Origin of the sequence: Streptosporangium sp. NPDC002721 (assembly GCF_042888905.1) — a bacterium.
In the GTDB taxonomy this organism is placed as follows: Bacteria; Actinomycetota; Actinomycetes; order Streptosporangiales; family Streptosporangiaceae; genus Streptosporangium.
In genome coordinates, this window is sequence record NZ_JBIAQI010000026.1 from 62,948 (window position 1) to 85,995 (window position 23,048).

General features: G+C 72.8%; 16 protein-coding genes. 13 read left to right on the plus strand and 3 right to left on the minus strand.

All coding sequences use genetic code 11. The features are described from left to right. Positions 1 to 32: 32 nt before the first annotated feature. Positions 33 to 1,001, minus strand: coding sequence for an aldo/keto reductase (locus ACFYWM_RS32655; protein WP_389921654.1), 969 nt, complete (start codon positions 999 to 1,001; stop codon positions 33 to 35). Between the two features lie 118 nt (positions 1,002 to 1,119). Here ACFYWM_RS32655 and ACFYWM_RS32660 point away from each other — a divergent pair, with 118 nt between their 5' ends. Beyond that, positions 1,120 to 2,280: a hypothetical protein gene (locus ACFYWM_RS32660; protein WP_389921657.1), complete on the plus strand. Its 1,161-nt coding sequence runs from the start codon at positions 1,120 to 1,122 to the stop codon at positions 2,278 to 2,280. Positions 2,281 to 2,419: 139 nt separating this feature from the next. Then, positions 2,420 to 6,262: an SCO7613 C-terminal domain-containing membrane protein gene (locus ACFYWM_RS32665; RefSeq protein ID WP_389921659.1), complete on the plus strand. Its 3,843-nt coding sequence runs from the start codon at positions 2,420 to 2,422 to the stop codon at positions 6,260 to 6,262. A 21-nt stretch (positions 6,263 to 6,283) separates the two neighbouring features. On the opposite strand, the gene ACFYWM_RS32670 is transcribed toward ACFYWM_RS32665, so the two are convergent. Next, complete coding sequence (locus ACFYWM_RS32670; protein ID WP_389921662.1) at positions 6,284 to 6,661, minus strand: STAS domain-containing protein; 378 nt, start codon at positions 6,659 to 6,661, stop codon at positions 6,284 to 6,286. A 480-nt stretch (positions 6,662 to 7,141) separates the two neighbouring features. On the opposite strand from ACFYWM_RS32670, the gene ACFYWM_RS32675 reads away from it, so the two are divergent. The 4 genes from ACFYWM_RS32675 to ACFYWM_RS32690 all read left to right on the plus strand — a co-directional run bounded on the left by ACFYWM_RS32675 (position 7,142) and on the right by ACFYWM_RS32690 (position 11,580). Next, positions 7,142 to 8,155, plus strand: coding sequence for an NAD-dependent epimerase/dehydratase family protein (locus tag ACFYWM_RS32675; RefSeq protein WP_389921665.1), 1,014 nt, complete (start codon positions 7,142 to 7,144; stop codon positions 8,153 to 8,155). 104 nt (positions 8,156 to 8,259) lie between these two features. Further along, a complete protein-coding gene (gene lhgO, locus ACFYWM_RS32680; RefSeq protein ID WP_389921668.1) occupies positions 8,260 to 9,450 on the plus strand; it encodes an L-2-hydroxyglutarate oxidase in 1,191 nt (396 codons plus the stop codon). A gap of 34 nt (positions 9,451 to 9,484) precedes the next feature. After that, positions 9,485 to 10,192 carry a response regulator transcription factor gene (locus ACFYWM_RS32685; RefSeq protein ID WP_389921671.1) on the plus strand — a complete coding sequence of 236 codons (708 nt, stop codon included), beginning with the start codon at positions 9,485 to 9,487 and terminating at the stop codon, positions 10,190 to 10,192. After that, complete coding sequence (locus ACFYWM_RS32690) at positions 10,192 to 11,580, plus strand: ATP-binding protein (RefSeq protein ID WP_389921674.1); 1,389 nt, start codon at positions 10,192 to 10,194, stop codon at positions 11,578 to 11,580. The genes ACFYWM_RS32685 and ACFYWM_RS32690 overlap by 1 nt, the downstream gene beginning before the upstream one ends. 262 nt (positions 11,581 to 11,842) lie before the next feature. On the opposite strand, the gene ACFYWM_RS32695 is transcribed toward ACFYWM_RS32690, so the two are convergent. Beyond that, positions 11,843 to 13,900 (minus strand): efflux RND transporter periplasmic adaptor subunit, encoded by a 2,058-nt coding sequence (locus ACFYWM_RS32695; RefSeq protein WP_389921676.1) that lies wholly within the window; start codon positions 13,898 to 13,900, stop codon positions 11,843 to 11,845. 147 nt (positions 13,901 to 14,047) lie between these two features. Here ACFYWM_RS32695 and ACFYWM_RS32700 point away from each other — a divergent pair, with 147 nt between their 5' ends. From ACFYWM_RS32700 to ACFYWM_RS32730, 7 genes are all read left to right on the plus strand, one after another. Further along, on the plus strand, positions 14,048 to 15,220 hold the full coding sequence (locus tag ACFYWM_RS32700) for an efflux RND transporter periplasmic adaptor subunit (protein WP_389921679.1): 1,173 nt from the start codon (positions 14,048 to 14,050) through the stop codon (positions 15,218 to 15,220). After that, positions 15,217 to 16,044, plus strand: a complete 828-nt coding sequence (locus tag ACFYWM_RS32705) for an ATP-binding cassette domain-containing protein (protein ID WP_389921681.1) — start codon at positions 15,217 to 15,219, stop codon at positions 16,042 to 16,044. Before ACFYWM_RS32700 ends, ACFYWM_RS32705 begins: the two co-directional genes overlap by 4 nt. Further along, positions 16,041 to 17,321 (plus strand): ABC transporter permease, encoded by a 1,281-nt coding sequence (locus ACFYWM_RS32710; RefSeq protein WP_389921684.1) that lies wholly within the window; start codon positions 16,041 to 16,043, stop codon positions 17,319 to 17,321. The genes ACFYWM_RS32705 and ACFYWM_RS32710 overlap by 4 nt, the downstream gene beginning before the upstream one ends. 37 nt (positions 17,322 to 17,358) lie before the next feature. After that, the gene (locus ACFYWM_RS32715; RefSeq protein WP_389921686.1) at positions 17,359 to 17,946 is read left to right on the plus strand and encodes a hypothetical protein; all 588 of its coding nucleotides are present in this window, start codon (positions 17,359 to 17,361) and stop codon (positions 17,944 to 17,946) included. 246 nt (positions 17,947 to 18,192) lie between these two features. Then, positions 18,193 to 18,891 (plus strand): response regulator transcription factor, encoded by a 699-nt coding sequence (locus tag ACFYWM_RS32720; RefSeq protein ID WP_350969699.1) that lies wholly within the window; start codon positions 18,193 to 18,195, stop codon positions 18,889 to 18,891. A 392-nt stretch (positions 18,892 to 19,283) separates the two neighbouring features. Further along, positions 19,284 to 21,128 carry an ABC transporter gene (locus ACFYWM_RS32725; protein ID WP_389921689.1) on the plus strand — a complete coding sequence of 615 codons (1,845 nt, stop codon included), beginning with the start codon at positions 19,284 to 19,286 and terminating at the stop codon, positions 21,126 to 21,128. Continuing rightward, positions 21,125 to 22,990, plus strand: a complete 1,866-nt coding sequence (locus tag ACFYWM_RS32730) for a GTPase family protein (RefSeq protein ID WP_389921692.1) — start codon at positions 21,125 to 21,127, stop codon at positions 22,988 to 22,990. Before ACFYWM_RS32725 ends, ACFYWM_RS32730 begins: the two co-directional genes overlap by 4 nt. Positions 22,991 to 23,048 lie beyond the last annotated feature (58 nt).

A 23,048-nucleotide genomic window follows, 5' to 3' on the forward strand; every position in this document is an offset into this window, starting at 1 on the left:
CTGACCGCCCGGCGGCACCGGCTGTCCGGCGGCTACCAGGCGTAGTGCTCGGGCGCCGTCCTGAAACCGGGGAAGATCTCGTCCAGGCGGACCAGGGCCTTCTCGTCCAGCACGATCTCCAGCGCCTTGGTGACGCCGTCGAGCTGGTCGAGCGTGCGCGGGCCGATGATCGGCGCGGTGACGACCTTCTGGTGGAGGAGCCAGGCCAGGCCGACGTTCGCCGGGTCCTCGCCCAGCTCGTCGCAGAACTCCTCGTAACGCTCGATCTTGTCGCGGTGCTTGTCGAGCTGCTTGGTGATCTGCTCCGAGGCCGAACGACCCTTGTCGATCTTCCGCAGGATGCCGCCGAGCAGGCCGCCCGCGAGCGGGCTCCACGGGATCAGGCCCACACCGTAGTCCTCGGCCGCCGGGATCACTTCAAGCTCCGGTGCCCGGACGATCAGGTTGTAGTGGGACTGCTCGGAGACCAGGCCGACGCTGTTGCGGCGCCTCGCGCTCTCCTGGGCCTTGGCGATGTGCCAGCCCGCGAAGTTGGACGACCCCACGTACAGGATCTTGCCCTGCTGCTTGAGGATGTCCATGGCCTCCCAGAACTCGTCGAACGGGGTGTTCCGGTCGACGTGGTGAGCCTGGTAGAGGTCGATGTGGTCGGTCTGCATCCGCTTCAGCGACGCGTCGGCGGCGCGGCGGATGTTGAGCGCGGACAGCTGGCCCTCGTTGGGCCAGTCCCCCATCGAGCCGTAGAGCTTCGTGGCGATCACCGTCTTCTCGCGGCGCCCGCCCCCCTTGGCGAACCAGCGGCCGATGATCTGCTCGGTGACGCCCTCGCCCTTCTTCCAGCCGTAGACGTTGGCGGTGTCGAAGAAGTTGATCCCCAGCTCGTGGGCGTGGTCCATGATCGCGAAGGAGTCTTCCTCCGTGGTCAAGGGGCCGAAGTTCATCGTGCCCAGGCAGAGGCGGCTGACCTTCAGGCCTGTACGGCCAAGCTGCGTGTAATCCATACGTTCACACTAGGTACCTGGAGCGCACTCCAGGCGAGCGGATTCGCGGGGAAATCCGTGCCGGCCGGACCCGCCACGCCTGTGACGCCCGCACGCACCGCCGGGGCATGATGGCTGAATGCTGAGTAAGCCGGGGGAAGTCTTGGTTCGCGTGTTCGCGGTGGCGGGCCTGACCGCGGCCACGGTCCTCACGGGCCAGGGCGCGCGAGCGGGGGCGGTACGCGAGGCGGAGGCGGTACGGAAGGCGGAGGCGGTACGCGAGGCGGGGCACGGCGTACCGGCGGGTACCGGTCGGGCGGCGGACGGCGGGGAGCGGATCCTCTTTCGCTTCAGGGACAGCCGGATCACCGAGTCGAGCGGGCTGGCGGTCTCGCCGACCGGCAAGGACGTCTACTACACCCACAACGACAGCTCCGCGGGGCCGGTCTTCTTCGCGGTCGGCCCCGACGGGCGGACCCGCGCGACCTTCACCCTGCGGGGTGCGGCCTCCCGCGACTGGGAGGGCATGGCGGCCTCCACCGACCCCCGGACAGGGCGCGGCGTGCTCTGGTTCGCCGACATCGGCGACAACCTCGAAGGGGCCTGGCCCGACATCTCCGTGTACAGGGTGGCGGAGCCCAGCGCGCTGAGCGACGCCGTCGTCCCCGCCGTGCGCTACCGGTTCCGCTACGAGGACGGCGGGCACAACGCCGAGGGGATCATGGTGCACCCCCGGACCGGCCGCCTCTCCATCGTGACCAAGCAGTTCGCCGGTGCCGTCTACCAGGCCCCGAAGCGGCTACGCACCGACAGGGTCAACGTGCTCCGCAAGGTCGGCTCCGCGCCCATCATGGCCACCGACGCCGCCTACGCCCCCGATGGGTCGAGCTTCGTGATCCGTACCTACTTCTCCGCCACGGTCTACCGCGCGCCGGGGGAGCAGATCGCCCGGGTGACGATGCCGGAGTTGCAGCAGGCCGAGTCGATCACCTACACGCGCGACGGCAGGTACCTGCTGACCGGCAGCGAGGGAAGCCGCAGCCCGGTCTACCGGGTGCCGCTGCCCGAGACGGTTCTCGGCGTGGCGGCTCCCGAACCCACGTCCGCCCGGCGCCAGGCGGCTCCCACCCCGACCGGTGCCGCCGGCGGTCCCGAGTCCACGCCGGTCGCCAGGGTGAAGGCCGACGAGGACGGCGCCGGCGCGGACACGGGGATTCCGACCTCGGCCGTGCTCCTCTGGCTGGCCATCGCCGCGGGCGCCACCGGCGTCATCACCCTGATCGCCCGCAGAACCCGCTGAGGTACGCGGACCCACTGGGGTACGCGGACCCGCCCGGGTACCCGGCCCCGTCCGGATACTCAGACCCGCTCAGATACTCAGACCCGGTTGAGTGATCCGGCGCAAGCGGACGGCAAGCCGCTTACGCCATCCTTCGGACATGCATGACGAGAGCCCGGCGCCGAGCCTCCGCTCCCCTTCGGGAGTGAGCTGCCCTGAGTGCTCCGCCCCCATCGCGGGGACGTACGAGCGCTGCCCGCGCTGCGCGCTCCCCCTGAGGGGGCCGGTGGCGGCCGAGCTGTGGCGGCTCGACGGTGCCCTCGCGGGGCTGCGCGCCCGCGAGACGGAACTCCTCGCCCGTCGCGGCCACCTGCTCGGCCTGCTCGGACAGGAACGAGCCGAGCGGGAGGGGGCCGGGCAGGAGCCGTCCGAGCGGGAGGGGGCCGGGCAGGAAGGACGGGAGCGGGAGCGGGACCTGGCCGGTGTCCGCGGCAGATCCGCCGGGCGGCCGGAGGAGGTGTCCGGGTCCGCCGGGCGACCGGGGACGGTGTCCGGGTCCGCCGGGCGACCGGGGACGGTGTCCGGCGGGCGGCCGGGGGTGGCGCCGGAGCCGGGGAAGGACTTCTCGCCCGGGGCGGTGCAGAACCTGCTGCTCGGCCTCGGCGGGCTGCTGCTGGTCGTCGCGGCCGTGGTGTTCACGGTGGTCAGCTGGGGGAGCATGAGCCTCGGCGGCCGGGCGGCGATCCTGGCCGCCGTCACCGGATTGACCTTCGCCGTGCCCGGGCTCCTGGTGAGGCGTGGGCTCGTCACCACCGCCGAGACCATCGCGATGCTCGGCGCGGCACTGCTCTTCCTGGACGGCTACGCGGCCCGGCGGACGGGGCTGGCCGGGGCCGACGGCCTGGCCGGACCGCACTACGCGGCCCTGCTGTTCGCCCTGGTCGCGCTCGCCATGGCGGGCTACTCGCGACTCCTCCCGCTGCGACTGCCGCTGCCCGTCGCGATCGTCCTCGCCCAGTTCCCGCTCCCGCTGCTCGCTCTCGACGAGACGGCGCCGTGGATCACCGCCGCGCTCGCCGCGACGGCCGCCGCCGACGCCGCCTTCCTGGTGTTCCACATGGCGTCCCGGAGCCCCGAGCCCGGCGTCGGAGCGGCGACCACGGGTTCGACGGCCGAGGGGCCGGAGAAGACCGGGCCCGGGGTCGAGGACGCGCCTGAGGGCCCGTTCGCGGACAAGCCACAGGGAGTGACCGATGACCCGGCCAAGCACGGGCGGAGCGGCGGGTCGGGGGAGGTGTCCGGTGGGCGCGAGCCGGGGAACGCGTCCGACGAGCGCGGGTCGAAGGGCGTTCCCGGCGGACGCGGGTCGGGAGACACGTCCGGTGGGCGCGAGCCGGAGGAGGTGCCCGGTGGGCGCGGGCCGGGGAACGCGTCCGACGAGCGCGGGTCGAAGGGCGTTTCCGGTGGGCGCGGGCCGCTGACGACGGTCGCGGTCTGTTTCGGTGTGGTGTGGGGACTGGGGGTGTGCCAGGGGCTCCTGGAGTCGCTCATGAAGGCGCTGAACCCGTCCGGCGCTCCGGCGATCGTCTCCCTCAGGGAGGCCCCGCTGCTGGTCGCGCTGGCCGTGATCGGGCTCGTGGTCGCGCGGGGGGTGCGCGACACCGACCGCCTCCTGGTCGTCACCGCCTTCTCGACCCTCACGCTGACGGCGGGACTGGCGGCCCTCGCCTGGCCGCTGATGGCGCCCACCTGGTGGGCCGTACCGTACACGGCGGCGGCGCTGGTCACCGTGGCGATCATGCTGTACGCGCCCGGCCTGGACGAGCACCGGGTTCGCTCGGCCGGGGCCGTCTCCGCCGGGGTGCTGGCGGCGGCCACCGCGCTCCCTTTCACGAATGATGTGATCTTCACCCTGTTCGCCCCGTTCAACCGGCTGGGCGATGTGTGGTCGGGATCTCCGGGGTTCGCCGATGCCCGGCTGATCGAGCCGTTCCCGCAGTTCCCGATCGTGGCGGGGCTGCTGGCCGTCGCCTCGGCACTGGCGGCCGCGCGGGGGCGGGCCGCCCTGGGGTTCGCCGCGCTCGCCGCCGGGACGCTCGCGGCGGCCGTCGCGCCCGTCGCCTTTGGCTGGGGGCACGCGGTGGACCTCGCGGCCCTGTCGGCGCTGGCCGTCGTCCTCGTAACCGGTATGACCCTGTCCCGTCGATCGCGATGGGCGGGGGCCCTCGCGATCGCCGCCGGTGCGGTGTCCGCGGTGGCGACGGTCACCGCGCTCGCCGAGAGATCCGGCACGTACGCGACGCTGGGCGTCCTGCTCGTCGCGTGGGGCGCGGCGGTGTTCGCGGCCCGGGTACGCGAGGTGGCGGCGTTCTCGCTGGTCGCGGGGGTGCTCTCGGCGACCGGCCTGGTGTGGGCGGTCTCCGCCGGGACCGGGTGGCTTCCCGCCGGCGACGCCCTGGCCCTGTCCCTGGCCGCCGGTGCGGTGCTCGCGGCCCTCCTCGCCCTCCGCGGCGGCTTGCCGGCCACGCCCTCGTCCGAAGGCCCACTGAGATCCCCTGAAGGTTCACCGAGGTCGCCCGAAGGCCCGCAAAGGTCCCCCGAAGGCTCGCCGAAGGGGAGCGGTGATCCACGGCGGCTCGCCGGGCTGGTGCTGAGCGCCGTGCTGGCGGTGTTCGCGGTCGTCTCCGCGCACGCCGCCGTCACCGCGGTCCTCGGTTTCCTCCGTCCCCTCGTACGGCCCTGGACGGACGTGACAGGCCCCGCGGGCGGCTATCCGCTGCTCGGGGCGGTGGTCGGCCTCGTCGCCGTGGCGGCGGTGCTGGTCTCCTGGCAGGTCGCGCGGCGCCGGGGCGCGGCCAGGGCGGTGCTGCTCGCCTGGCCCGCGCTCCTGGTGGCGCTGCCGGTGTCGGCCGCCCTGCCGTACGGGGTGGAGCTGGGATTGTTCGTCGCCGGTACCGTCCCGACGGCGTGGACGGCGGCGCGGAGCCGCGAGAACGGGCTCTTCGGCGGGGTGGCGGCGCTGTTGACCGCCTCCGTCGCGATCTCCTGGGCACTCATGAGCGAGCCCGCGACCCTGGTCGTCCTTCCTGTCGTGGCGGTGATCGCCGTGGCGGTCGTACTGGGTGACCGGGCCAGGACGAGGGTCAGGGCGGGGGCCACGGCAGGGGCGGTCCCGGTCGCGTTCGGGAAGCGGGCGGTGGCGCCGGTCGCGGCGGGGCTGGCGACGCTGCTGGCGGGCGGGGAGGCGCTGGCGGCCGGGCTGGCGCTGGACTGGCCGGTACGGCACGCGGCGTTCGGCCTGCTCGCGGTGGCCTGCGCGGCGGCGGCTCTGGCGGGCCGGTCGAGGAGGTCGCCGGTCGCGGTCGGCGTGGAGGCCGCGGGGTACGTCCTCGTGGGAGCGGGCCTGCCGCTCGCCTCGGCCGACCTGCCTCTGGCGGGTCTCGCCTGCGCCGTGGCGGGTGTGCTGATGGTCGGCACGGCCCTGCGGCCCGATCGCCGGTGGGCCGGATACGTCGGAACGGGGTTCCTGCTGCTGGCCTCCTGGCTGCGGCTGCTCGCCTCCGACGTCAGCGTGATCGAGGCGTACACGGTTCCGTTCTCGCTGGTGCTGCTGGGGTTCGGCTGGTGGCGGGCGCGCGGCGGGGAGACGTCGTCCTGGGGCGCCTACGGCCCCGGGCTCGCCTCCAGTCTGGTGCCCGGCATGCTCGCGCTGCTCGCCGGTTCGGGCTGGCTCCGGCCGCTGCTGCTCGGCGTGGTCTCCCTGGCCGTGCTGCTGATCGGCGCCCGGTTCCGGCTCCAGGCCCCGGCGGTCCTCGGCGGGCTGACCCTCGCCGTCGTCGCCCTGCACGAGCTGGCTCCGTGGATCGCGGAGGTGGTCGTGCTGGTGCCCCGATGGGTGCCGATGGCGCTGGGCGGGCTGCTGCTCGTGGTCGTCGGCGCGACCTACGAGGCGCGCCTGCGGGACGTACGACGCCTGCGGGGCGCGGTCGGCCGGATGCGCTGACCGGTCCCCGGCACCCGGGGCTCAGCCGGGGGACTGCAGGTCGCGGCGGGCGGCGTGGTCGAGAGAGGTCGCCACGTCGGGGTCGACGGGAAACCAGGTGAAAAGACCGGTCACCTGCAGAAGGCGTTTGAGGACATCCGATACCTCGGCGAGGCGCAGCCATCCGCCCGCCTCCGAGGTCAGCCGCGCGCCACTGAGAAGTATCCGCAGCCCCGTGGAGTCGCAGAAGGTGATGCCTCCGGCGTCGATGACGATTCGCGGGCGGTAGTCGGAGACCAGTTGTTCGATGGTCTCTCTGAGCAGCTCACTGGAATTACGGTCGATGTCACCCGCGACAGTGATCACGGTGCAGTCCGCGTGCCCGTGGTGATCGACGCCGATGGAGAGTTGTCTGCTCATCGCCTCGTATCTCCACCCGGTGACGCGGTCGGTTCCGGCCGCCATCCGGCCTGATCAAGGTATACCCCCCCGTGACACCGGGGTGGGCGACGGGCGGGAGACATGTGCGTAACGGCTGTGGACCCCCCTACCCGCCCACCGTCCGTTGCCCGCCCTGGGAGCCGGTACGGGAGCCCGTCTTCCGCACGACTTCCGCACGTCTTCCACGCGCTCTCCCACCCGGCCTCCACGTGATCCCCCACGCGGCCTCCCGCACGATCTCCCGTGCGAGATCACACGATCACGCGTGATCGTGTGATCTCCTGCGGATCCCCCACCCGGTCCATGCCGAAAATGAATGACCGCATCGCTATTTACTGCCCCGACATATTCGCCTATTCCTTGACCGGCCTGGACGTATTTCCCGCATAGGCAATGACGATTAAGAACCAGGCCGGTTATCCCTTCTCTTGTGGTGAGGATTACCGCTAACTTTCGAGCATGCGCGTTCTGATAACCGGAGCCTCAGGTTTCGTCGGCTCGCATGCGGTCGCCGCGCTCCTCGCCGACGGGCATGAGCCGCTTCTTCTCATCCGCGATCCGGGAAAAACGCGCGAGGTGCTGGCCTCCGTCGGGGTGACGGGGGAGATTCCCCTGCACAGGGCCGATATCCGCGACGCGGCGGCCGTGCGGGAGGGGCTCGAACGGTGCGACGCGGTCATTCACGCCGCCGCGGAAATAGGGGTGATCGGCCGGGCCGATGACCTAAACGGTACGAATGTGACCGGAGTCAAGAACGTCCTCGGGCAGGCCGTCGAACTCGGTCTCGACCCCATCGTGCACATCTCCAGCGTCGGCGTCTTCGTGCCTCCCGCCGGGCCGGTGATCACGACCGAGAGCCCGCTCGCCACCCCCAGGAACGGATACGGCAGAAGCAAGATCTCCGCCGAGCGCTACGCCAGACGGTTCCAGGATCAGGGAATGCCGGTCACGATCGTCTACCCGGCCGGGGTCACCGGGCCGCACCAACCCTCGCTGGACGCGATGGTGGAGGGCCTGCGCGCCGGTCTGGAGCAGGGCTGGCCGATCACCGCGGGCGGCGCCAACATCGTCGACGTACGGGATCTGGCCGTCGTGCTCGCCCGCTGCCTCGAACCAGGGCGCGGGCCGCGCCGGTTCATGCTGGGCGGGCACTACCTCACCTGGGCGCAGCTGGCCGACGTCTGCGACGAGGTGACGGGGAATCGCTGCCGGAGGTTCCGGATCCACCGGTCGGTGCTGCGCGGCGCGGCGGCCGTGGGCGACGTGATGAAGCTGATCAAGGAGATCGACTACCCGCTCACCAGGGACGCCGTCGAGATGATGGTCACGATGGTCCGCACGTACGACACCCCGACCCTGGAGGCGCTCGGAGTGGGCCTGCGGCCGGTCCAGGAGACCATCGCCGACTCGCTGCGCTGGCTGGCGCAGGAGGGACACCTCGCCACCGGCAAGGTCGGGAGGCTCGCGGGGTGACGCGTTTCCCACCCCGATCGCCTCATAAGGAATTCATGGTGAATTCTCGGTGGAACCCGTAGGAGACTGCGGGGGACAGGGGAACGAGCAGGGAGGATCCGGCGATGAGGGTCGGGATCGTCGGCGCGGGAATCGTCGGGCTGGCCGTGGCCAGGGAGACGGCACTGACCCACGGGGCCACCGTGACCGTCCTCGACAAGGAGGACCGCGTCGGGGCCCACCAGACCGGGCACAACAGCGGCGTCGTCCACGCCGGGATCTACTACCGTCCGGGCTCGCTCAAGGCCACGCTCTGCCGGGAGGGCGTGGCGATGCTCAGGCAGTACTGCGCCGAGCACCGCATCCCGTACGACGAGGTCGGCAAGCTCGTCGTCGCCTCCACCGGGTCCGAGCGGCCCGAGCTGCGCAGGATCGCCGAGCGGGCCCGCGCGAACGGGGTTCCGGACATCGCCGAGCTCGACGCGCTGGCCCTGCGCGAGATCGAGCCGCACGCCGTCGGCGTGGGCGCCGTGCACTCCCCGCACACCGCGATCGCCGACTTCCCCGCCGTCGCCCGGCGCCTGGCCCTGGACGTGGAGGAGAGCGGCGGCTCGGTGCTGCTGTCCCACCCGGTGCGTGCCGTACGGGAGACCGCGGGCGGGGTGAGCGTCCTGGCAGGGGAGCGGAGACTGGAGTTCGACCGGGTGATCGTCTGCGCCGGGCTCGGCACCGACACCGTCGCGCGGATGGCCGGGGTTCCCGGGGACGTGCGGATCGTCCCCTTCCGCGGCGAGTACTACGCGCTGGCCGGGAAGGCGAAAGACCTGGTCAGGGGGCTCGTCTACCCGGTTCCCGACCCCCGCTACCCGTTCCTCGGCGTGCACCTGACCCGCAGGATCGACGGCGAGGTGCTGGTCGGTCCCAACGCGGTGATGGCGCTGGCGCTTGAGGGCTACTCCTGGCGGGACGTCGACCTCGGCGACCTCGCCCGCGTCCTGGCCTGGCGGGGCACCCGGCGGCTGGCCGCCCGGCACTGGCGGACCGGGATCAGGGAGGTGGCCGGTTCGATGGGCAAGGGGTCGTTCCTGCGGGCCGCGCGCCGCTACGTCCCGGCCCTGACCGGTGACGACCTGGTCAGGACCGCCGGGGGCGTCCGCGCGCAGGCCGTGGACGGTCAGGGCGGCATGCTGGACGACTTCGCGATCGACGTGCACGGCCGCGTCGCCCTTGTTCGCAACGCCCCCTCACCGGCGGCCACGTCGAGTTTGGCGATTGCCAGGCATATTGTGGGGTTAGCCTCAGTGTTGACCAGTTAACTGCTTTCTCATGTGGGCCGGTGAAAATAAACCAGTGACCGACTCACCCGAGGCCCGCCTGCTGATCGTCGAGGACGAGCCCAACATCCTCGAACTTCTCGCCGCGAGCCTGAGGTTCGCCGGGTTCGGTGTCAACACGGCGGGCAACGGCACGGACGCCGTCGCCGCCGTCCAACGGCACCGGCCCGACCTCATCGTGCTCGACGTGATGCTCCCCGACATGGACGGCTTCGACGTCGTACGGCGCCTGCGCGGCGGTGGCAGCGACACCCCGGTGGTCTTCCTCACCGCGCGTGACGCCACCGAGGACAAGATCCGGGGGCTGACCGTGGGCGGGGACGACTACGTGACCAAGCCGTTCAGCCTGGAGGAGGTCGTGGCCCGCATCCGGGCCGTGCTGCGCCGTACCGGCTCCGGCGACCTCGTGCCCCGCCCGCCCCGGCTCACCTTCGCCGACGTCGAGCTCGACGAGGAGAGCCACGAGGTGTGGCGCAGGGGCAAGGCGGTGGCGCTGTCGCCGACGGAGTTCAAGCTGCTGCGCTACTTCATGGCGAACGCCGGGCGGGTGCTGTCCAAGGCCCAGATCCTCGACCACGTGTGGGACTACGACTTCAGGGGCGACGTCGGGATCGTGGAGTCCTACGTCTCCGTGCTCCGTCGCAAGATCGACAATGCCGAGCCGAGGTTGATCCACACCCTGCGCGGCGTCGGATACGTGCTGCGCCTACCACCGGCCTCGTGATGCTCGACGCGACTCCCCTGCGGGTGAAGCTGATCGGCGTCATCCTGGTCCTGCTCACGATCGCGCTCGCCCTCATCGGCATCGGCAGCGTCTCGATCATGCACGGCTACCTGATCGACCGCGTCGACAGCCAGATCGACCTGACCGTCGACTCCGCGCTGCGCCGCATGAACAACCGGGGTTCCGTCGCGCTGATGGGCAAGTCGATACCGTCCGACGCCAGGTTGGAGCTCCGCGGCAAGAACGACAGGACCCTCGTCCTGCTCAGCGGCATCGACGTGGAGGGCAAGCCGGGGCCGTACGTTCCTCCCGGACAGAACGACCACCCGTTCGAGAGCGGCGACTGGCGGGTCCGGGTGACCTCGCTGGACACCGGCGGAAGCCTCATCGTGGCCGTGGACACGGGCGAGGTACGGCAGATCGTCGGCCAGCTCGCGCTGGTGGAGCTGCTCGGCGGGAGCGGCCTGGTGCTGATGCTCGCCGGGGCCGGAGTGGTGATCATCCGCAGGAGCCTGCGTCCGCTGGAGGAGATCGAGCGCACCGCGGAGGCCATCGCCGCCGGAGACCTGGGCCGTCGCGTCCCCAACGCCGACCCGCGCACCGAGGTGGGCCGCCTCGGCCGGTCGCTGAACGGCATGCTCGCCCAGATCGAGACGGCCTTCCGCGCCCGTTCGGAGTCGGAGTCCTCGGCCCGCAGCTCCGAGGAGCGGATGCGCAGGTTCGTCGCGGACGCCTCGCACGAGCTGCGCACGCCGCTGACCTCGATCCGGGGGTTCGCCGAGTTCTACCGGCAGGCGCCCGGCATCGACGCCGCGCCGCTGATGCGCCGGGTCGAGTCCGAGGCGGTCAGGATGGGCCTGCTCGTCGACGACCTGCTGATGCTGGCCAGGCTCGACCAGCAGCGGCCGATGGTCATGCGCCCGGTCGACCTGCTCGCCATCGCCGCCGACGCCGTCCACGACGCCCGCATCCTCGCCCCCGAACGCGACGTCACGCTCTCGGTGGACGGCTCCGCGCTCATCGTCTCCGGCGACGAGGTACGGCTCCGCCAGGTCGTGGGCAACCTCATGACGAACGCGCTCACCCACACCCCCGAGGGCACCCCCGTACGGGTGATCCTCTCCGGCGACGACGGCATGGCCGTGATCGAGGTCGCCGACGAGGGGCCGGGGCTCACCACCGAGCAGCGTGAGCGCGTCTTCGAGCGCTTCTACCGCGCCGACTCCGCCCGGGGCAGGCGCGCCCCCGAGGACGGCGGGAGCGGTCTCGGCCTGGCCATCGTCGCCGCGATGGTCGAGGCCCACGGCGGCCACGTCGCCGTGGAGTCGGAGCCCGGCAAGGGCTCGACATTCCGGGTGATCCTCCCCCTCGCCCCCGAATCCGACTGAACCCCGTCCTCCCGGTCCGACTGAACTCCGTCCTCCCGGCCCGGCCGGATCTTGTCCTCCTGGTCCGCCTGGATGCCGCCCTCGAATTCGGCCGGATGCCGCCCTCGAACCCGCTCGGACCGCGTTTCCTGAGCCCTGCTCGGACCGCGTTTCCTGAGCCCTGCTCGGACCGCGTTTCCTGAGCGGCCGGATCTCGTTTCCGGATCGACCGGACCCGCCTGGGGCCGGTCGACTCCGCGGGTCCGGCCGGTCACCGCCCGGGTCAGGGGGTGCCGGTGCCGGGTTCCGGCCAGCTGCTGTCGGGGAACTCCCCTCCGGTCGCGCCGCCGGGCAGGACCACCCGGTCGTTCTCGGACAGCCCGGAGGTGATCTCGACGTACTGATCGCCGCGGACCCCCGTCTCCACGACCCGCTCGGCACCCCCCTGCACGGTGACCCTGGAAACCCCGTCCCTGGTCCGTACGGCCTGGACCGGGACGTAGAGCGTCTCCGCGGACTCGGCGACGGTGACCGTGACCGACGCGGTCTGGCCCACCAGGAGGTTCGCCGGGGGCTCGTCGAACGCGATCGTGACGCCGTACCTCACCAGCCGGTCGCTGGTGGTCGCGGTGGGGTCGATCCCCGTCACGGTGCCCGTGTACCTCTCCCCCCGCCGGGTGGCCAGGGTGATCGCCGCCCGCTGTCCCGGCTTCAGGCTGCCGATGTCCGACTCGGTGAACAGCGCCTCCACCTGGAGTTCGTCGAGGTTGCCGAGGGTGAGGAAGGTGCCGGTGCCCGCGCTGTCGCCGACCGCCCCGGCCACGGACATGACGGTGCCGTCGGCGGGGGCGACGATCCGCACGCCCGCGAGTTCCTCCGAGGCGTCGGTCAGCTCCGCACGGGCCTGCTTCACGCGGTCCTCGGCCTGCTCGACGGTGAGCGCCCCCCGCCCGGCTCCGCCGTCCTGCTGGGGGACCCGCTGGGTGTTCTGCCCGGTGTTCCTGTTCGGGGACGTGCCCTTGTCCGTTCCCGCGCTCGCGCTCGGCTTCGGGGTGGGGCACGTAGTGCCGGTGGGCTCGGCGGTGGCGGTCGGCCTCGCCGTTCCGGTGGGACCGCCTGTCGGCCCGGGGTGCTCGCTCGGGCCGATCGACGGGCCAGAGGGCGGGCGCGTGGGTCCGGGGTCGGCGGTCGCGGGCGGCTCGCCCCCGTGCGGCCTCGCGGTCACGGTGACCGTCGCCGTGGCCGTCACGGTGACGGTGACCGTCGGCGCCGGCTGGGGGGAGCCGTCATCTGCCCGTACGGCCGCCGGTGTCGCGGTCGGCGCCGGGGTGGCCGTGAGCGAGGCCTGGGACCGCGCCGGTACGGGAGTGGAGGTGGGGGCAGGGGAGAGGACCGGGGCCGCCGCGAAGCGGTACCCGGCGGGGACGATCCCGCCCGCGGGGACGACCTGTACCGTCCTCGCCGATCCAGCCGACGCGGATGCGGGAGAAACCTGGGACGCCGGAGACGTTGGGAGCGTGCGCGCCGATCCGATCGGCGCGGGCGCCGGGGCCGGTGAGAGTACGCGCGTCGATCCGGTCGGTGTGGACGTGGAGGGCGGCGAGAGCGTGCGCGCGGGTTCCGGTGTCCGCGTGGGGGTGTCCGTCCCGGCCGGGGCGGGCGTGGGGGTGGCGCCCGCTCCCGGGGGCCGCGTCGCGGTGGGCTCACAGCCGGTTCGCGCGGCGGACCCCGGCCGGTCGGGGTCCGTCTGTTCCCCCGCTCGATCCGCTCGATCCGCTCGATCCGTCTGATCCCCGGTCCGGTCACCTGTCCCGTCAGCCCCCGTCCGGTCGGCCCCTGACCGATCGGCCCCCGCCTGATCCGCGGTCCGATCCGTGGCCTGATCCGGGACCTGATTCGCCGTCCGGCTCCCGTCCTGGGCCCCCGTCTGCTGCCCGACCTCGGTCGTCCCCGTACCCTCCGGCGTGCTCTCAGCTGTCTCCAGCGCCTCCTCGGCCGCCGCGAGCTGGGCCTTCGCCGCGTCGTGGCGCTCGCGCGCGGGGGCGGAGCCGATCCTGGCGAGCACGTCCCCCTTGCCGACCCTGTCCCCGGCCTTGACGTAGACCCTCGTGACCGTTCCCGATCCACCGAAGGCCAGGTCGCGGGTGCCGTCGTCCACGGTGCTGCCCGCGGCCGACACGGCGGCGGTCACCGTCCCGCGCCTGGCGGAGGCCGGTTCGACCCGGGGTGCCTGCTCGGAGCCGCCGTCGAACATGACGATCGCCCCCGCGCCCACCAGGACGAGGGCGGCCAGGGCGAGCCCTCCCGCGCGCAGGTTCTTCGGGAGATGGGTCGGTCTCATGGCGGACATCCTGGACCGTCTGATTCACGGCATGCTCACAGGCTCCTGAAGGTTTGCTGTGCATCACGAGCGGTACGACACGGTCTGCAGGAAATCTTCAGCCATCGCCGGGGTGAGTCCAAGCCTGGTGCGCCAGGGTCAGGCGCTGTGAAGCTGTCGACCAAGCGCGGAGCGCTGATCGTGAACGGGACCCTGGGGGTCCTGTTGCTGGGCGGAGTGGTGATCGCCTACTCCTCCCTCGGCGGCGAGGCCTCATCCGCCGACGCCGCGGTACGGACCGTGCCGGTGACCCGTGCCACGGTCTCCGCGTCCGTCTCCGCCTCGGGGACCGTGGCCAGCGCCCGAGCCCGGTCCCTCTCCTTCGGATCGAGCGGCACCGTCGAGAAGATCTACGTCAAGGCCGGGGACAAGGTCACCGCGGGGCAGATCCTCGCCCGGCTCGACGACGACTCGGCGCAGGAGGGCTTGGACGCGGCCGCCGCCGCCCTCGACACCGCCGACGACGACACCTCGACCGCCGCGGCCTACGCCCAGTACGTCACGGCCAGGAACACCTACCGGTCCGCGAAGCGCGCGCTGGACGGCACCGTCATCAAGGCGCCGTTCGCCGGTACGGTCACCGCCGTCAACGGCACGGTCGGCGGCTCCTCGGGAGCCGCCTCCAAGGCCGCGACGAACGCGAACAACTCGGCCAACTCGGCCAGGTCCGGAGCCTCCGCCAACGCGAACGCCTCGGGCGGGTTCGTCGACCTCGCCGACACGCGCAGCCTCGAACTCGTCGGCGCCTTCACCGAGACCGACGTCACCAGGCTCAAGGTCGGCCAGACGGCCTCCATCGGGTTCGACGCGCTCACCGGGGTCACCGCCTCAGGGAAGGTCACCCGTATCCAGCCGACCGCCACCACCAGCAACAACGTGGTCCAGTACCCGGTGACGATCTCCTTCACCGAGGTGCCGGAACAGGTCAGGCTCGGCCAGACGGTCACGGTCGGGGTCGTCGTCGAGCGCGCCGAGGACGTGCTCGCCGTCTCCTCCGCGGTGGTCTCCACGGCGGGCGGGCGGAGCACGGTGACCGTGCTGCGGGACGGCCGCCAGACGCCCGTCCAGGTGGAGACCGGGATCAAGGGCGACGCGCTCACCGAGATCAGGTCCGGGCTCGCCGAGGGCGACCAGGTGGTCCGTCCGGTGGCCACGGAGACCACCCAGCAGGGCGGCGGCTTCCCCGGCTTCGGCGGCGGCGGTCGCAACGGCGGGGGCGGTGGCGGTGGCGGAGGCGGAGGTGGCGGTATCCGCCCCGCCGGGGGAGGGAACGGCCGATGACCGTCCCCGTCCTGTCCCTCACGGACATCACCAAGGTGTACGGCAGGGGAGACGCCGAGGTCCGGGCGCTGCGCGGGGTGTCGCTCAGCGTCGACCGGGGCGACTACGTCGCCATCATGGGCGCCTCGGGCTCCGGGAAGTCCACGCTCATGAACATCCTGGGCTGCCTGGACGTGCCAACCTCCGGCGACTACCGCATCGACGGCACCGACGTCGGCTCGCTGGACGAGCGCAGGCTCGCCGTGCTCCGCAACCGGAAGATCGGGTTCGTCTTCCAGTCGTTCAACCTCATCCCCCGGATGAGCGCGCTCGCCAACGTCGAGCTGCCCATGGCGTACGGCGGGGTCGGCGCCGCCGACCGGCGGGCCCGCGCCCTGGCGGCCCTGGAGCAGGTCGGCCTGTCCGACCGGGTCCGCCACGAGCCGAACGAGCTCTCCGGCGGCCAGCAGCAGCGGGTGGCCGTGGCCAGGGCGCTGGTCACCGCGCCCGCCCTCCTGCTCGCCGACGAGCCGACCGGCAACCTCGACACCGCCTCCACCGGGGACGTGCTGGGCATCCTCGACGGGCTGAGCGTCGCGGGCCGGACGATCGTGATCATCACCCACGAGGACGACGTGGCCGCCCACGCCAAGCGGGTCATCCGCCTGGTGGACGGCCGGATCGTCGAGGACCGCCGCCAGGCCCCCGTCGACGGTCCCCCGCCCCGCCTGCCGGAAGCTCCCGAGCCCCTTACGCGAGAGACCCCCGCCGACGGCCTTCCACCCGGCACGCCGGAGACCCCCGCCGACGGGCCCCCGCCTCGCACGCCGGAGGTCACCCCGTGAGCCGGCTCGAAATCCTGAGGTTCGCGCTTCGCGGGCTGGCCGCCAACAAGCTGCGCAGCTTCCTGACCACCCTCGGCATCCTCATCGGGGTGGCGGCGGTGATCCTGCTGGTCGCCTTCGGCGAGGGGGCCTCGCAGAGCATCCAGCAGTCCATCCAGCGGCTCGGCGCCAACACCCTCACCGTCTCGGCGTCCTTCGCCGGAGGCGGGGGCGGCGGAGGCGGCGGTTTCGGAGGAGGGGGCGGTGGCGGGGGCCGGGCGGCCGGGGGCCAGAACGAGGGCCCGCGTACCCAGGCCAGGCCGCTCACCCTGGAGGACGCCAGGGCGCTCACCGACCGCGAGCGGCTCCCGTCGGTGCGGAGCGTGTCGCCCGTGGTGACCGCGAACGCGGCCGCCGCCGTCCACGAGGGCTCCGGCCACACGATCGCGCAGCTCGTCGGCACCTACCCCAGCTACTTCGAGGCCACGAACAGGCCCGTGGACAGCGGCACCTACTTCGTCAACGACGACGTGCTCGCCGCCAGGAAGGTCATGGTCATCGGGCGGACCGTGGCCGAGGCGCTGTTCGGCACGGCCGATCCGGTCGGCGAGCCGGTCAGCGTCTCCGGGGTGCCGTTCACGGTGGTCGGGGTGCTCAAGGAGTCGGGCTCGGCGGGCATGCAGGACGCCGACGACGTGGCCGTCGTGCCGCTGCCCGCCGTACAGCAGAGCCTGACGGGGTTCGGCGCGCTCGGCTCGATCATCGTGCAGGCGACCGGCGCCGACACGACCGACTCCGCGCAGGCGGAGGTGACCGCCGTGCTCGACCAGCGGCACGGCATCACCCCGGCGGGCGTCGCGGACTACCGGATCCTGAACCAGGCCACCCTGCAGGAGACCGTCAGCTCGACCGTCGGGATCTTCACCGCCCTGCTCGGCGCGGTCGCCGCCATCTCCCTGCTCGTCGGCGGCATCGGCATCACCAACATCATGCTCGTCACCGTCACCGAACGGACCAGGGAGATCGGCATCAGGAAGGCCATCGGCGCGCCCAGGAGCGCCATCCTCGGCCAGTTCCTGCTGGAGGCGACGGTGCTGAGCCTGGTGGGCGGCCTGTCGGGCGTCGCGATCGCGTTCGTCGGCACCCGCTTCACGATCGCCGGGATCTCACCGGTGCTCGTACCGTCCTCGATCGCGCTCGCCCTCGGCGTCTCCGTGGGCATCGGGCTGTTCTTCGGCGGCTACCCGGCCAACCGGGCGGCCAGGCTCCGGCCCATCGAGGCCCTGCGTCACGAGTGACCCGTACGGCATACGCGGCTTAGGCAAGGAGAGACACATGGGCGGCAACGCCGACGAGACGGTCCCGGCGGGGAGAGCACTGGAGAGTTCCCCCTTCCGGGGGGACCTGGACGACGAGCTGGCGGCCAGGCCGCCGCGCCGCCTGTCGACGCTCACCCTCGCGCTGGGCGCCGGGGTGATGCTCGTGGCGGGGGTGATCGTGGGCATCCAGGCGCAGAAGGCGATGGGCGCCCCGTCCGGCGTCCCCGCGGGCGCCGTGCGGCAGGCCGGCGCGGGTCCCGGCGGCTTCGGTGGTCCCGGCGGTGTCGGCGGCGGCCAGCAGGGCCGTCGAGGTGGCCAGGGAAACCAGGGAGGCCAGGAGGGGCGGAACGGTCAGGGAGCCGGAGGCCGGGGCGGCATGACCGTCGGCACGGTGCAGCGGGTCGAGGGCGGCAAGGTCTACGTCCAGACGGCGGACGGCTCGGTCGTGACCGTGAACACCACGGACGAGACCTCCGTACGCGTCACGAAGGAGGGCGAGGTCACCGACCTCAGACCCGGCGGCGCGGTGGTCGTGCGCGGGTCCACGGCCGACGACGGCTCGGTGACCGCGACCGCCATCAACGAGGGCGCCGGACGCCGGTGAACCGGCCACCACGGCCGGCGGAGCGTTTCCCGTGAAGGTGAACCGGCCACCACGGCCGGCGGGCCGTTTCCCGTGAAACGGCGACGCGTCACTCGCCGGGCGCGAGAGACGGTTCCTGTCAGCGACGACGCGTCGCTCGCCGGGCGTGAGAACGGGCCGGTTCCCGGGAGCGGCGCTGAGACGGTTCTCAGGAAACGTTCAGCCCTGGCTGAGCTGCGTTCCAGCGAGGTGGGCGAGCCTCGGAACGTGCTGGACAGAGTGGAAGCCCGATTGCTGGTCGTGGACGACGAACCGAATATCAGGGAGTTGCTCTCGGCCAGCCTGCGCCTGTCCGGGTTCGAGGTGGTGACGGCGGTGGACGGCCGGGAGGCCGTGCACTTCGCCGAGCGCATCCGTCCCGACCTGGTCGTGCTGGACGTGATGCTGCCCGACATGGACGGCTTCGCCGTGGCGGGGCGGCTGCGGGAGATGAGCGGGCAGATGCCCGTGCTCTTCCTGACCGCCCGTGACGCCACCGACGACAAGGTCGCCGGGCTGCGGCTGGCCGACGATTACGTGACCAAGCCGTTCAGCCTGGAGGAGGTCCTCGCCCGCATCCGGGCCGTGCTGCGCCGTACCAGGGGAGACCTCGACCTCCCGGTGCGCCTGCAGGTCGGTGACCTGGAGCTGGACGAGGAGGCCCACCAGGTGTGGCGCTCCGGCGTCCCGGTGCGGCTGTCACCGACCGAGTTCAAGCTCCTGCACTACTTCATGGTCAACACCGGCAGGGTGTTGTCCAAGGCGCAGATCCTCGACCACGTCTGGAACTACGACTTCGGCGGCGACGCCGGGGTGGTCGAGTCCTACGTCTCGTACCTGCGCCGGAAGGTCGACACGGCCGAGCCCAGGCTCATCCACACCCTCCGGGGAGTGGGCTATGTGCTGCGACCGCCCCATAGTGATTGAACTTTCAGCTGATATTCAGCTTCAGCTGACCCGTTTCTGAGCTTTGTGTGTTCCAATAGACGATGTACGACCCCCGATCACCTCGGAAGCATCCGATGGGCTCGGGCTCGCCTCCAGCTGCGGGGGAGACGAGCTCGACGCGGCCCGCGGATGAGGTCCGAGGGCTGGGCCCCACCGCTTTACCGAGTTCGCCCCCGTAACCCGGTCGAGCGGTGGGGCCAAATTCGTCTGAAGGGACGTTCGCGGTTCCGGCCCGCACGGTTGGGCGCGGCCGAGCGCGCCCAGAGGGGCGTTCGCGTTCGGCCCCCACATGGTTCGCCCCGGATTCGGCCCGCACGGTTCGGCGTGGCCGAACGCGTCTAGAGGGGCCCTCGCAGGGCAGGATCGACCGTATGGGTGACAACGACGGTCTTCTGGAGACGCTGCGGGAGCTGCGGCGGCATCTCGACCGCGAGCTGTTCCCCCTCGCGATCGGCGACGTGGCGGCCGACCGCCGGGCGCTGCGCGAGCTGACCGGCCAGCTCGACGACTACCTGATCCCGCGGCTGAGCGCGATCGACGCCCCGCTGCTCGCGGTCGTCGGCGGCTCCACCGGGGCCGGGAAGTCCACGCTGGTCAACTCCCTGGTCGCCGAGGACGTCTCCGAACCCGGCGTGCTGCGGCCCACCACGATGGCCCCCACCCTGGTCACCAGTCCCGTCGACCGCGAGTGGTTCACCGCCCAGCACATCCTGCCCGGCCTGCCGCGCGTCACCGGGAGCGGCAGGGGGGAGCCCGGCACGCTCCGGATCGTCACCGCCGCGGCCGTCCCGCCCGGCCTGGCCCTGCTCGACGCCCCCGACATCGACTCGATCGTCACCGCCAACCGCGAGCTGGCCGCCCAGCTGCTCGCCGCCGCCGACCTGTGGCTGTTCACCACCACCGCCGCCCGGTACGCCGACGAGGTCCCCTGGAGCTTCCTGCGCTCGGCCAGGGAACGGAGCACGGCCCTGGCCGTCGTCCTGTCCAGGGTCCCTCCCGAGGCCATGGGCGTGGTGCGCAAGGACCTGAACCGGCTGCTGGAGACCAACGGCCTGGGCGGGACACACCTGTTCGAGGTGCCCGAGCTGGTGCTGCCCGACGAGAACGCCCGCCTGCCGCGCCAGGCCGTCCAGCCGATCGCCGACTGGCTCGTCGCCATCGCCGCCGACTCCCGTTCCCGCGCCGAGGTGGTGCGCCAGACCCTGTCCGGCGCGCTGGAGAGCCTGTCCACCCGCGTGCCCGCGCTCGCCTCGGCGGTCGACCGCCAGCACACCGGGGCCGAGGAGCTCCGCTCGATGGCGGACGCCGCCTACGCCGTAGGGCTGGCCTCTTTCGACGAGGGCATGCGGGACGGGTCGCTGCTGCGCGGCGAGGTCCTGGCCCGCTGGCAGGACTTCATCGGGACCGGCGACCTGATGCGCTCCCTGGAGAGCCGGGTCGGCAGGTTCAGGGACCGGGTCATGGCCTTCGTCACCGGGCGGCCCGCGCCCGAGAACGAGCTGCGGAGCGCCCTGGAGAGCGGGGTGGAGGCGCTGATCAGGGCCTCGGCCGACAGCGCCGCCGAGCGCCTGCTGGAGTCGTGGTCGTCGCATCCCTCGGGGCGGGCCCTCCTCGAACGCGAGGGCGTCGCCGTCGCCGGGCGTCTCGGCCGCGCCTCCGCCGACCTGCCCGCCAGGGCCGAGGAGGCTGTCAGGGGCTGGCAGTCGTACGTGCTCGACCTGGTCCGCGAGGAGGGGGCCGACAGGCGGACCACCGCCCGCGTCACCTCGTTCGGCCTCAACGGGGCCGGGCTGCTGCTGATGATCGCGGTGTTCGCCTCGACCGGCGGCCTGACCGGTATCGAGGTCGGCATCGCCGGAGGCACCAGCGTGCTCAGCCAGAAGGTCCTGGAGGCCGTCTTCGGCGACCAGGCCGTCCGCGACCTCACCGTCAAGGCCCGCTCCGACCTGCGCGCCCGCGTCGCGATCCTCCTCGGCCAGGACGCCGACCGCTTCACCGACCTGCTGGACGCCGTCCAGCCCCCCGAGGGCACCGCCCCCGCCCTCCGCGCCACCGCCGAGGCCGTGCGCGAGCACCTGCGCGAGCTCCCCGTCGCGGACCGCAGGGCCGCCCTGCCCGCGGGGTCCGTCCCGATCGCCGTGGGGGAGTCCAGGAGACCGCCCGACGGCCTGCCACGCACGACCGGGACGGGAACGGGAGAGGCGGGCCAGGCGTGAAGCTGCTGCGACGAGAGAAGACGGTCTCGCTGGACGACCGGCTGGCGGCGCTGGCACGCGCCGCCGACCTGGCCGACGGGAGGCTGGACGCCGACGCGGTCGCCGCGGCGCGCTCGGTGATCTCCCGCGCCGGGGTACGGGCGAGCCTGTCGGTCGACCACACCGCGGTCGCGCTGGCCGGTGCCACCGGCAGCGGCAAGTCCTCGCTGTTCAACCTGCTGTCGGGCACCTCGCTCGCCACGGTCGGCGTCACCAGGCCGACCACCTCGACCGCCCAGGCCGCGCTCTGGGAGGGCGCCGGGGCTGGACCGCTGCTCGACTGGCTGGAGATCCCCCGCCGCCACGAGCTCCTCGACGCCTCCGGCCGGGCCGTTCAGGGTCCGGAGCACGGGAACGGCGGGGAACCCCGGTCCCCCCGGCCCGGCACCGGCCTTCCGGCCGACGGGACACCGTACGGAGAGGACAAGGCGGGGAGCCCGTTCGCCCTGCGGCCGTCGGGTGCCTCCGGGGCGAACACGGTGAACACGGTGAACACGGTGAACATGGTGGACGGGGAGGCCGCCGGGCTGATCCTGCTGGACCTGCCCGACCACGACTCGATCGAGCCGTCGCACCGGCTGGAGGTCGACAGGCTCGTCGAGCTGGTCGACCTGCTGGTGTGGGTGCTCGACCCGCAGAAGTACGCCGACGCGGCCGTCCACGACCGCTACCTCCGGCCGCTGGCCCGGCACCGGGACGTCATGGTCGTGGTCCTCAACCAGATCGACCGGCTCTCCCCGGCCGCCGCCGAGCGGTGCCTGAAGGACCTCCGGCGGCTCCTCGACGAGGACGGGCTGACCGGTGTCCCGGTGATCGGGGTGTCCACCCGCACCGGCGCGGGCGTCCCCGAGCTGAGCTCGCTGCTCACCTCCCGGGTCGCCGACCGGCGGTCCTGGTCCGCCCGCCTCGCCGCCGACGCGGGCATGGCCGCCGACGCGCTCCTCCAGGCGTCCGGCGTCACCCCCGGCGAGTCCCTTCCCGACGCCGCGAGCGGGCCCGACGGCCTGGCGAGGCCGCTGAGGGACGCGCTGTCGCAGGCAGCCGGGGTGCCGGTCGTCGTCGAGGCCGTGGCGAAGTCCCACCGGCACCGCTCGGTCGCCGCCACAGGGTGGCCGCCCACCAGGTGGATCCGCCGCCTGCGGCCCGACCCGCTCCGCCGCCTCCGCCTGGACGCCACGAGCCGGTCCGCCGGGGAACCGGTGATACCGGGGAAGCCGGGAGAGCCGGAGGGTCTCGTCGGAAGGACGTCGATCCCCGTCGCGACCGTCGTCCAGCGCTCCCGGATGGACACCGCGATCCGCGAGGCCGCCGGAGCCGCCTCCGCGGGACTTCCCGCGCCGTGGGCCGCCGCCGTACGGCAGGCGGCGAGGTCGCACGGGGACGAGCTGGAGGACGGCCTGGACCGGGCGGTGGCCACCACCTCGCTCGGGGTCTCCAGGCGGCCCCTGTGGTGGCGGCTGGCCGGGCTGGCGCAGTGGCTGGTGCTCGCGACGATGCTCGCCGGGGGGATCTGGCTGCTCGCCCTGGTCGCACTCGACTATCTCCGCCTTCCGAGCCTCTACATGCCGACCGCGGGAGAGCTGCCCTGGCCGACCACGCTGCTCCTCGGGGGTCTCCTGCTCGGCCTGCTGATCGCGCTGCTCTCGCGGGTGGCCGCCTGGCTCGGTGGCCGCAGGCGGGCCCGCAAGGCGGCGAAGGCGCTGCGGGCGAGCGTCGACAAGGTCGGCCGCGAGCTGGTGCTGGATCCCATGGAGGAGGAGCTGACCCGGTACCGGCACTTCACCGAGGCGGTCACGGTGGCCGGGAACGGAGCCCGCGCGTAGGCGGACGGCCTCGGCCGCGTCCGGAGCCGGCGGGGTCCCGTGAGATCACGGCGACCGG

Bases quoted from the DNA above. Each gene is read 5' to 3' on its own strand.
- ACFYWM_RS32655 (WP_389921654.1), bottom strand. From the start codon at position 1,001: ATGGATTACACGCAGCTTGGCCGTACAGGCCTGAAGGTCAGCCGCCTC.
- ACFYWM_RS32670 (WP_389921662.1), bottom strand. From the start codon at position 6,661: ATGAGCAGACAACTCTCCATCGGCGTCGATCACCACGGGCACGCGGAC.
- ACFYWM_RS32705 (WP_389921681.1), top strand. From the start codon at position 15,217: ATGACCGTCCCCGTCCTGTCCCTCACGGACATCACCAAGGTGTACGGC.
- ACFYWM_RS32715 (WP_389921686.1), top strand. From the start codon at position 17,359: ATGGGCGGCAACGCCGACGAGACGGTCCCGGCGGGGAGAGCACTGGAG.
- ACFYWM_RS32695 (WP_389921676.1), bottom strand. From the start codon at position 13,900: ATGAGACCGACCCATCTCCCGAAGAACCTGCGCGCGGGAGGGCTCGCC.
- ACFYWM_RS32725 (WP_389921689.1), top strand. From the start codon at position 19,284: ATGGGTGACAACGACGGTCTTCTGGAGACGCTGCGGGAGCTGCGGCGG.
- ACFYWM_RS32665 (WP_389921659.1), top strand. From the start codon at position 2,420: ATGCATGACGAGAGCCCGGCGCCGAGCCTCCGCTCCCCTTCGGGAGTG.
- ACFYWM_RS32660 (WP_389921657.1), top strand. From the start codon at position 1,120: ATGCTGAGTAAGCCGGGGGAAGTCTTGGTTCGCGTGTTCGCGGTGGCG.
- lhgO (WP_389921668.1), top strand. From the start codon at position 8,260: ATGAGGGTCGGGATCGTCGGCGCGGGAATCGTCGGGCTGGCCGTGGCC.
- ACFYWM_RS32675 (WP_389921665.1), top strand. From the start codon at position 7,142: ATGCGCGTTCTGATAACCGGAGCCTCAGGTTTCGTCGGCTCGCATGCG.
- ACFYWM_RS32690 (WP_389921674.1), top strand. From the start codon at position 10,192: ATGCTCGACGCGACTCCCCTGCGGGTGAAGCTGATCGGCGTCATCCTG.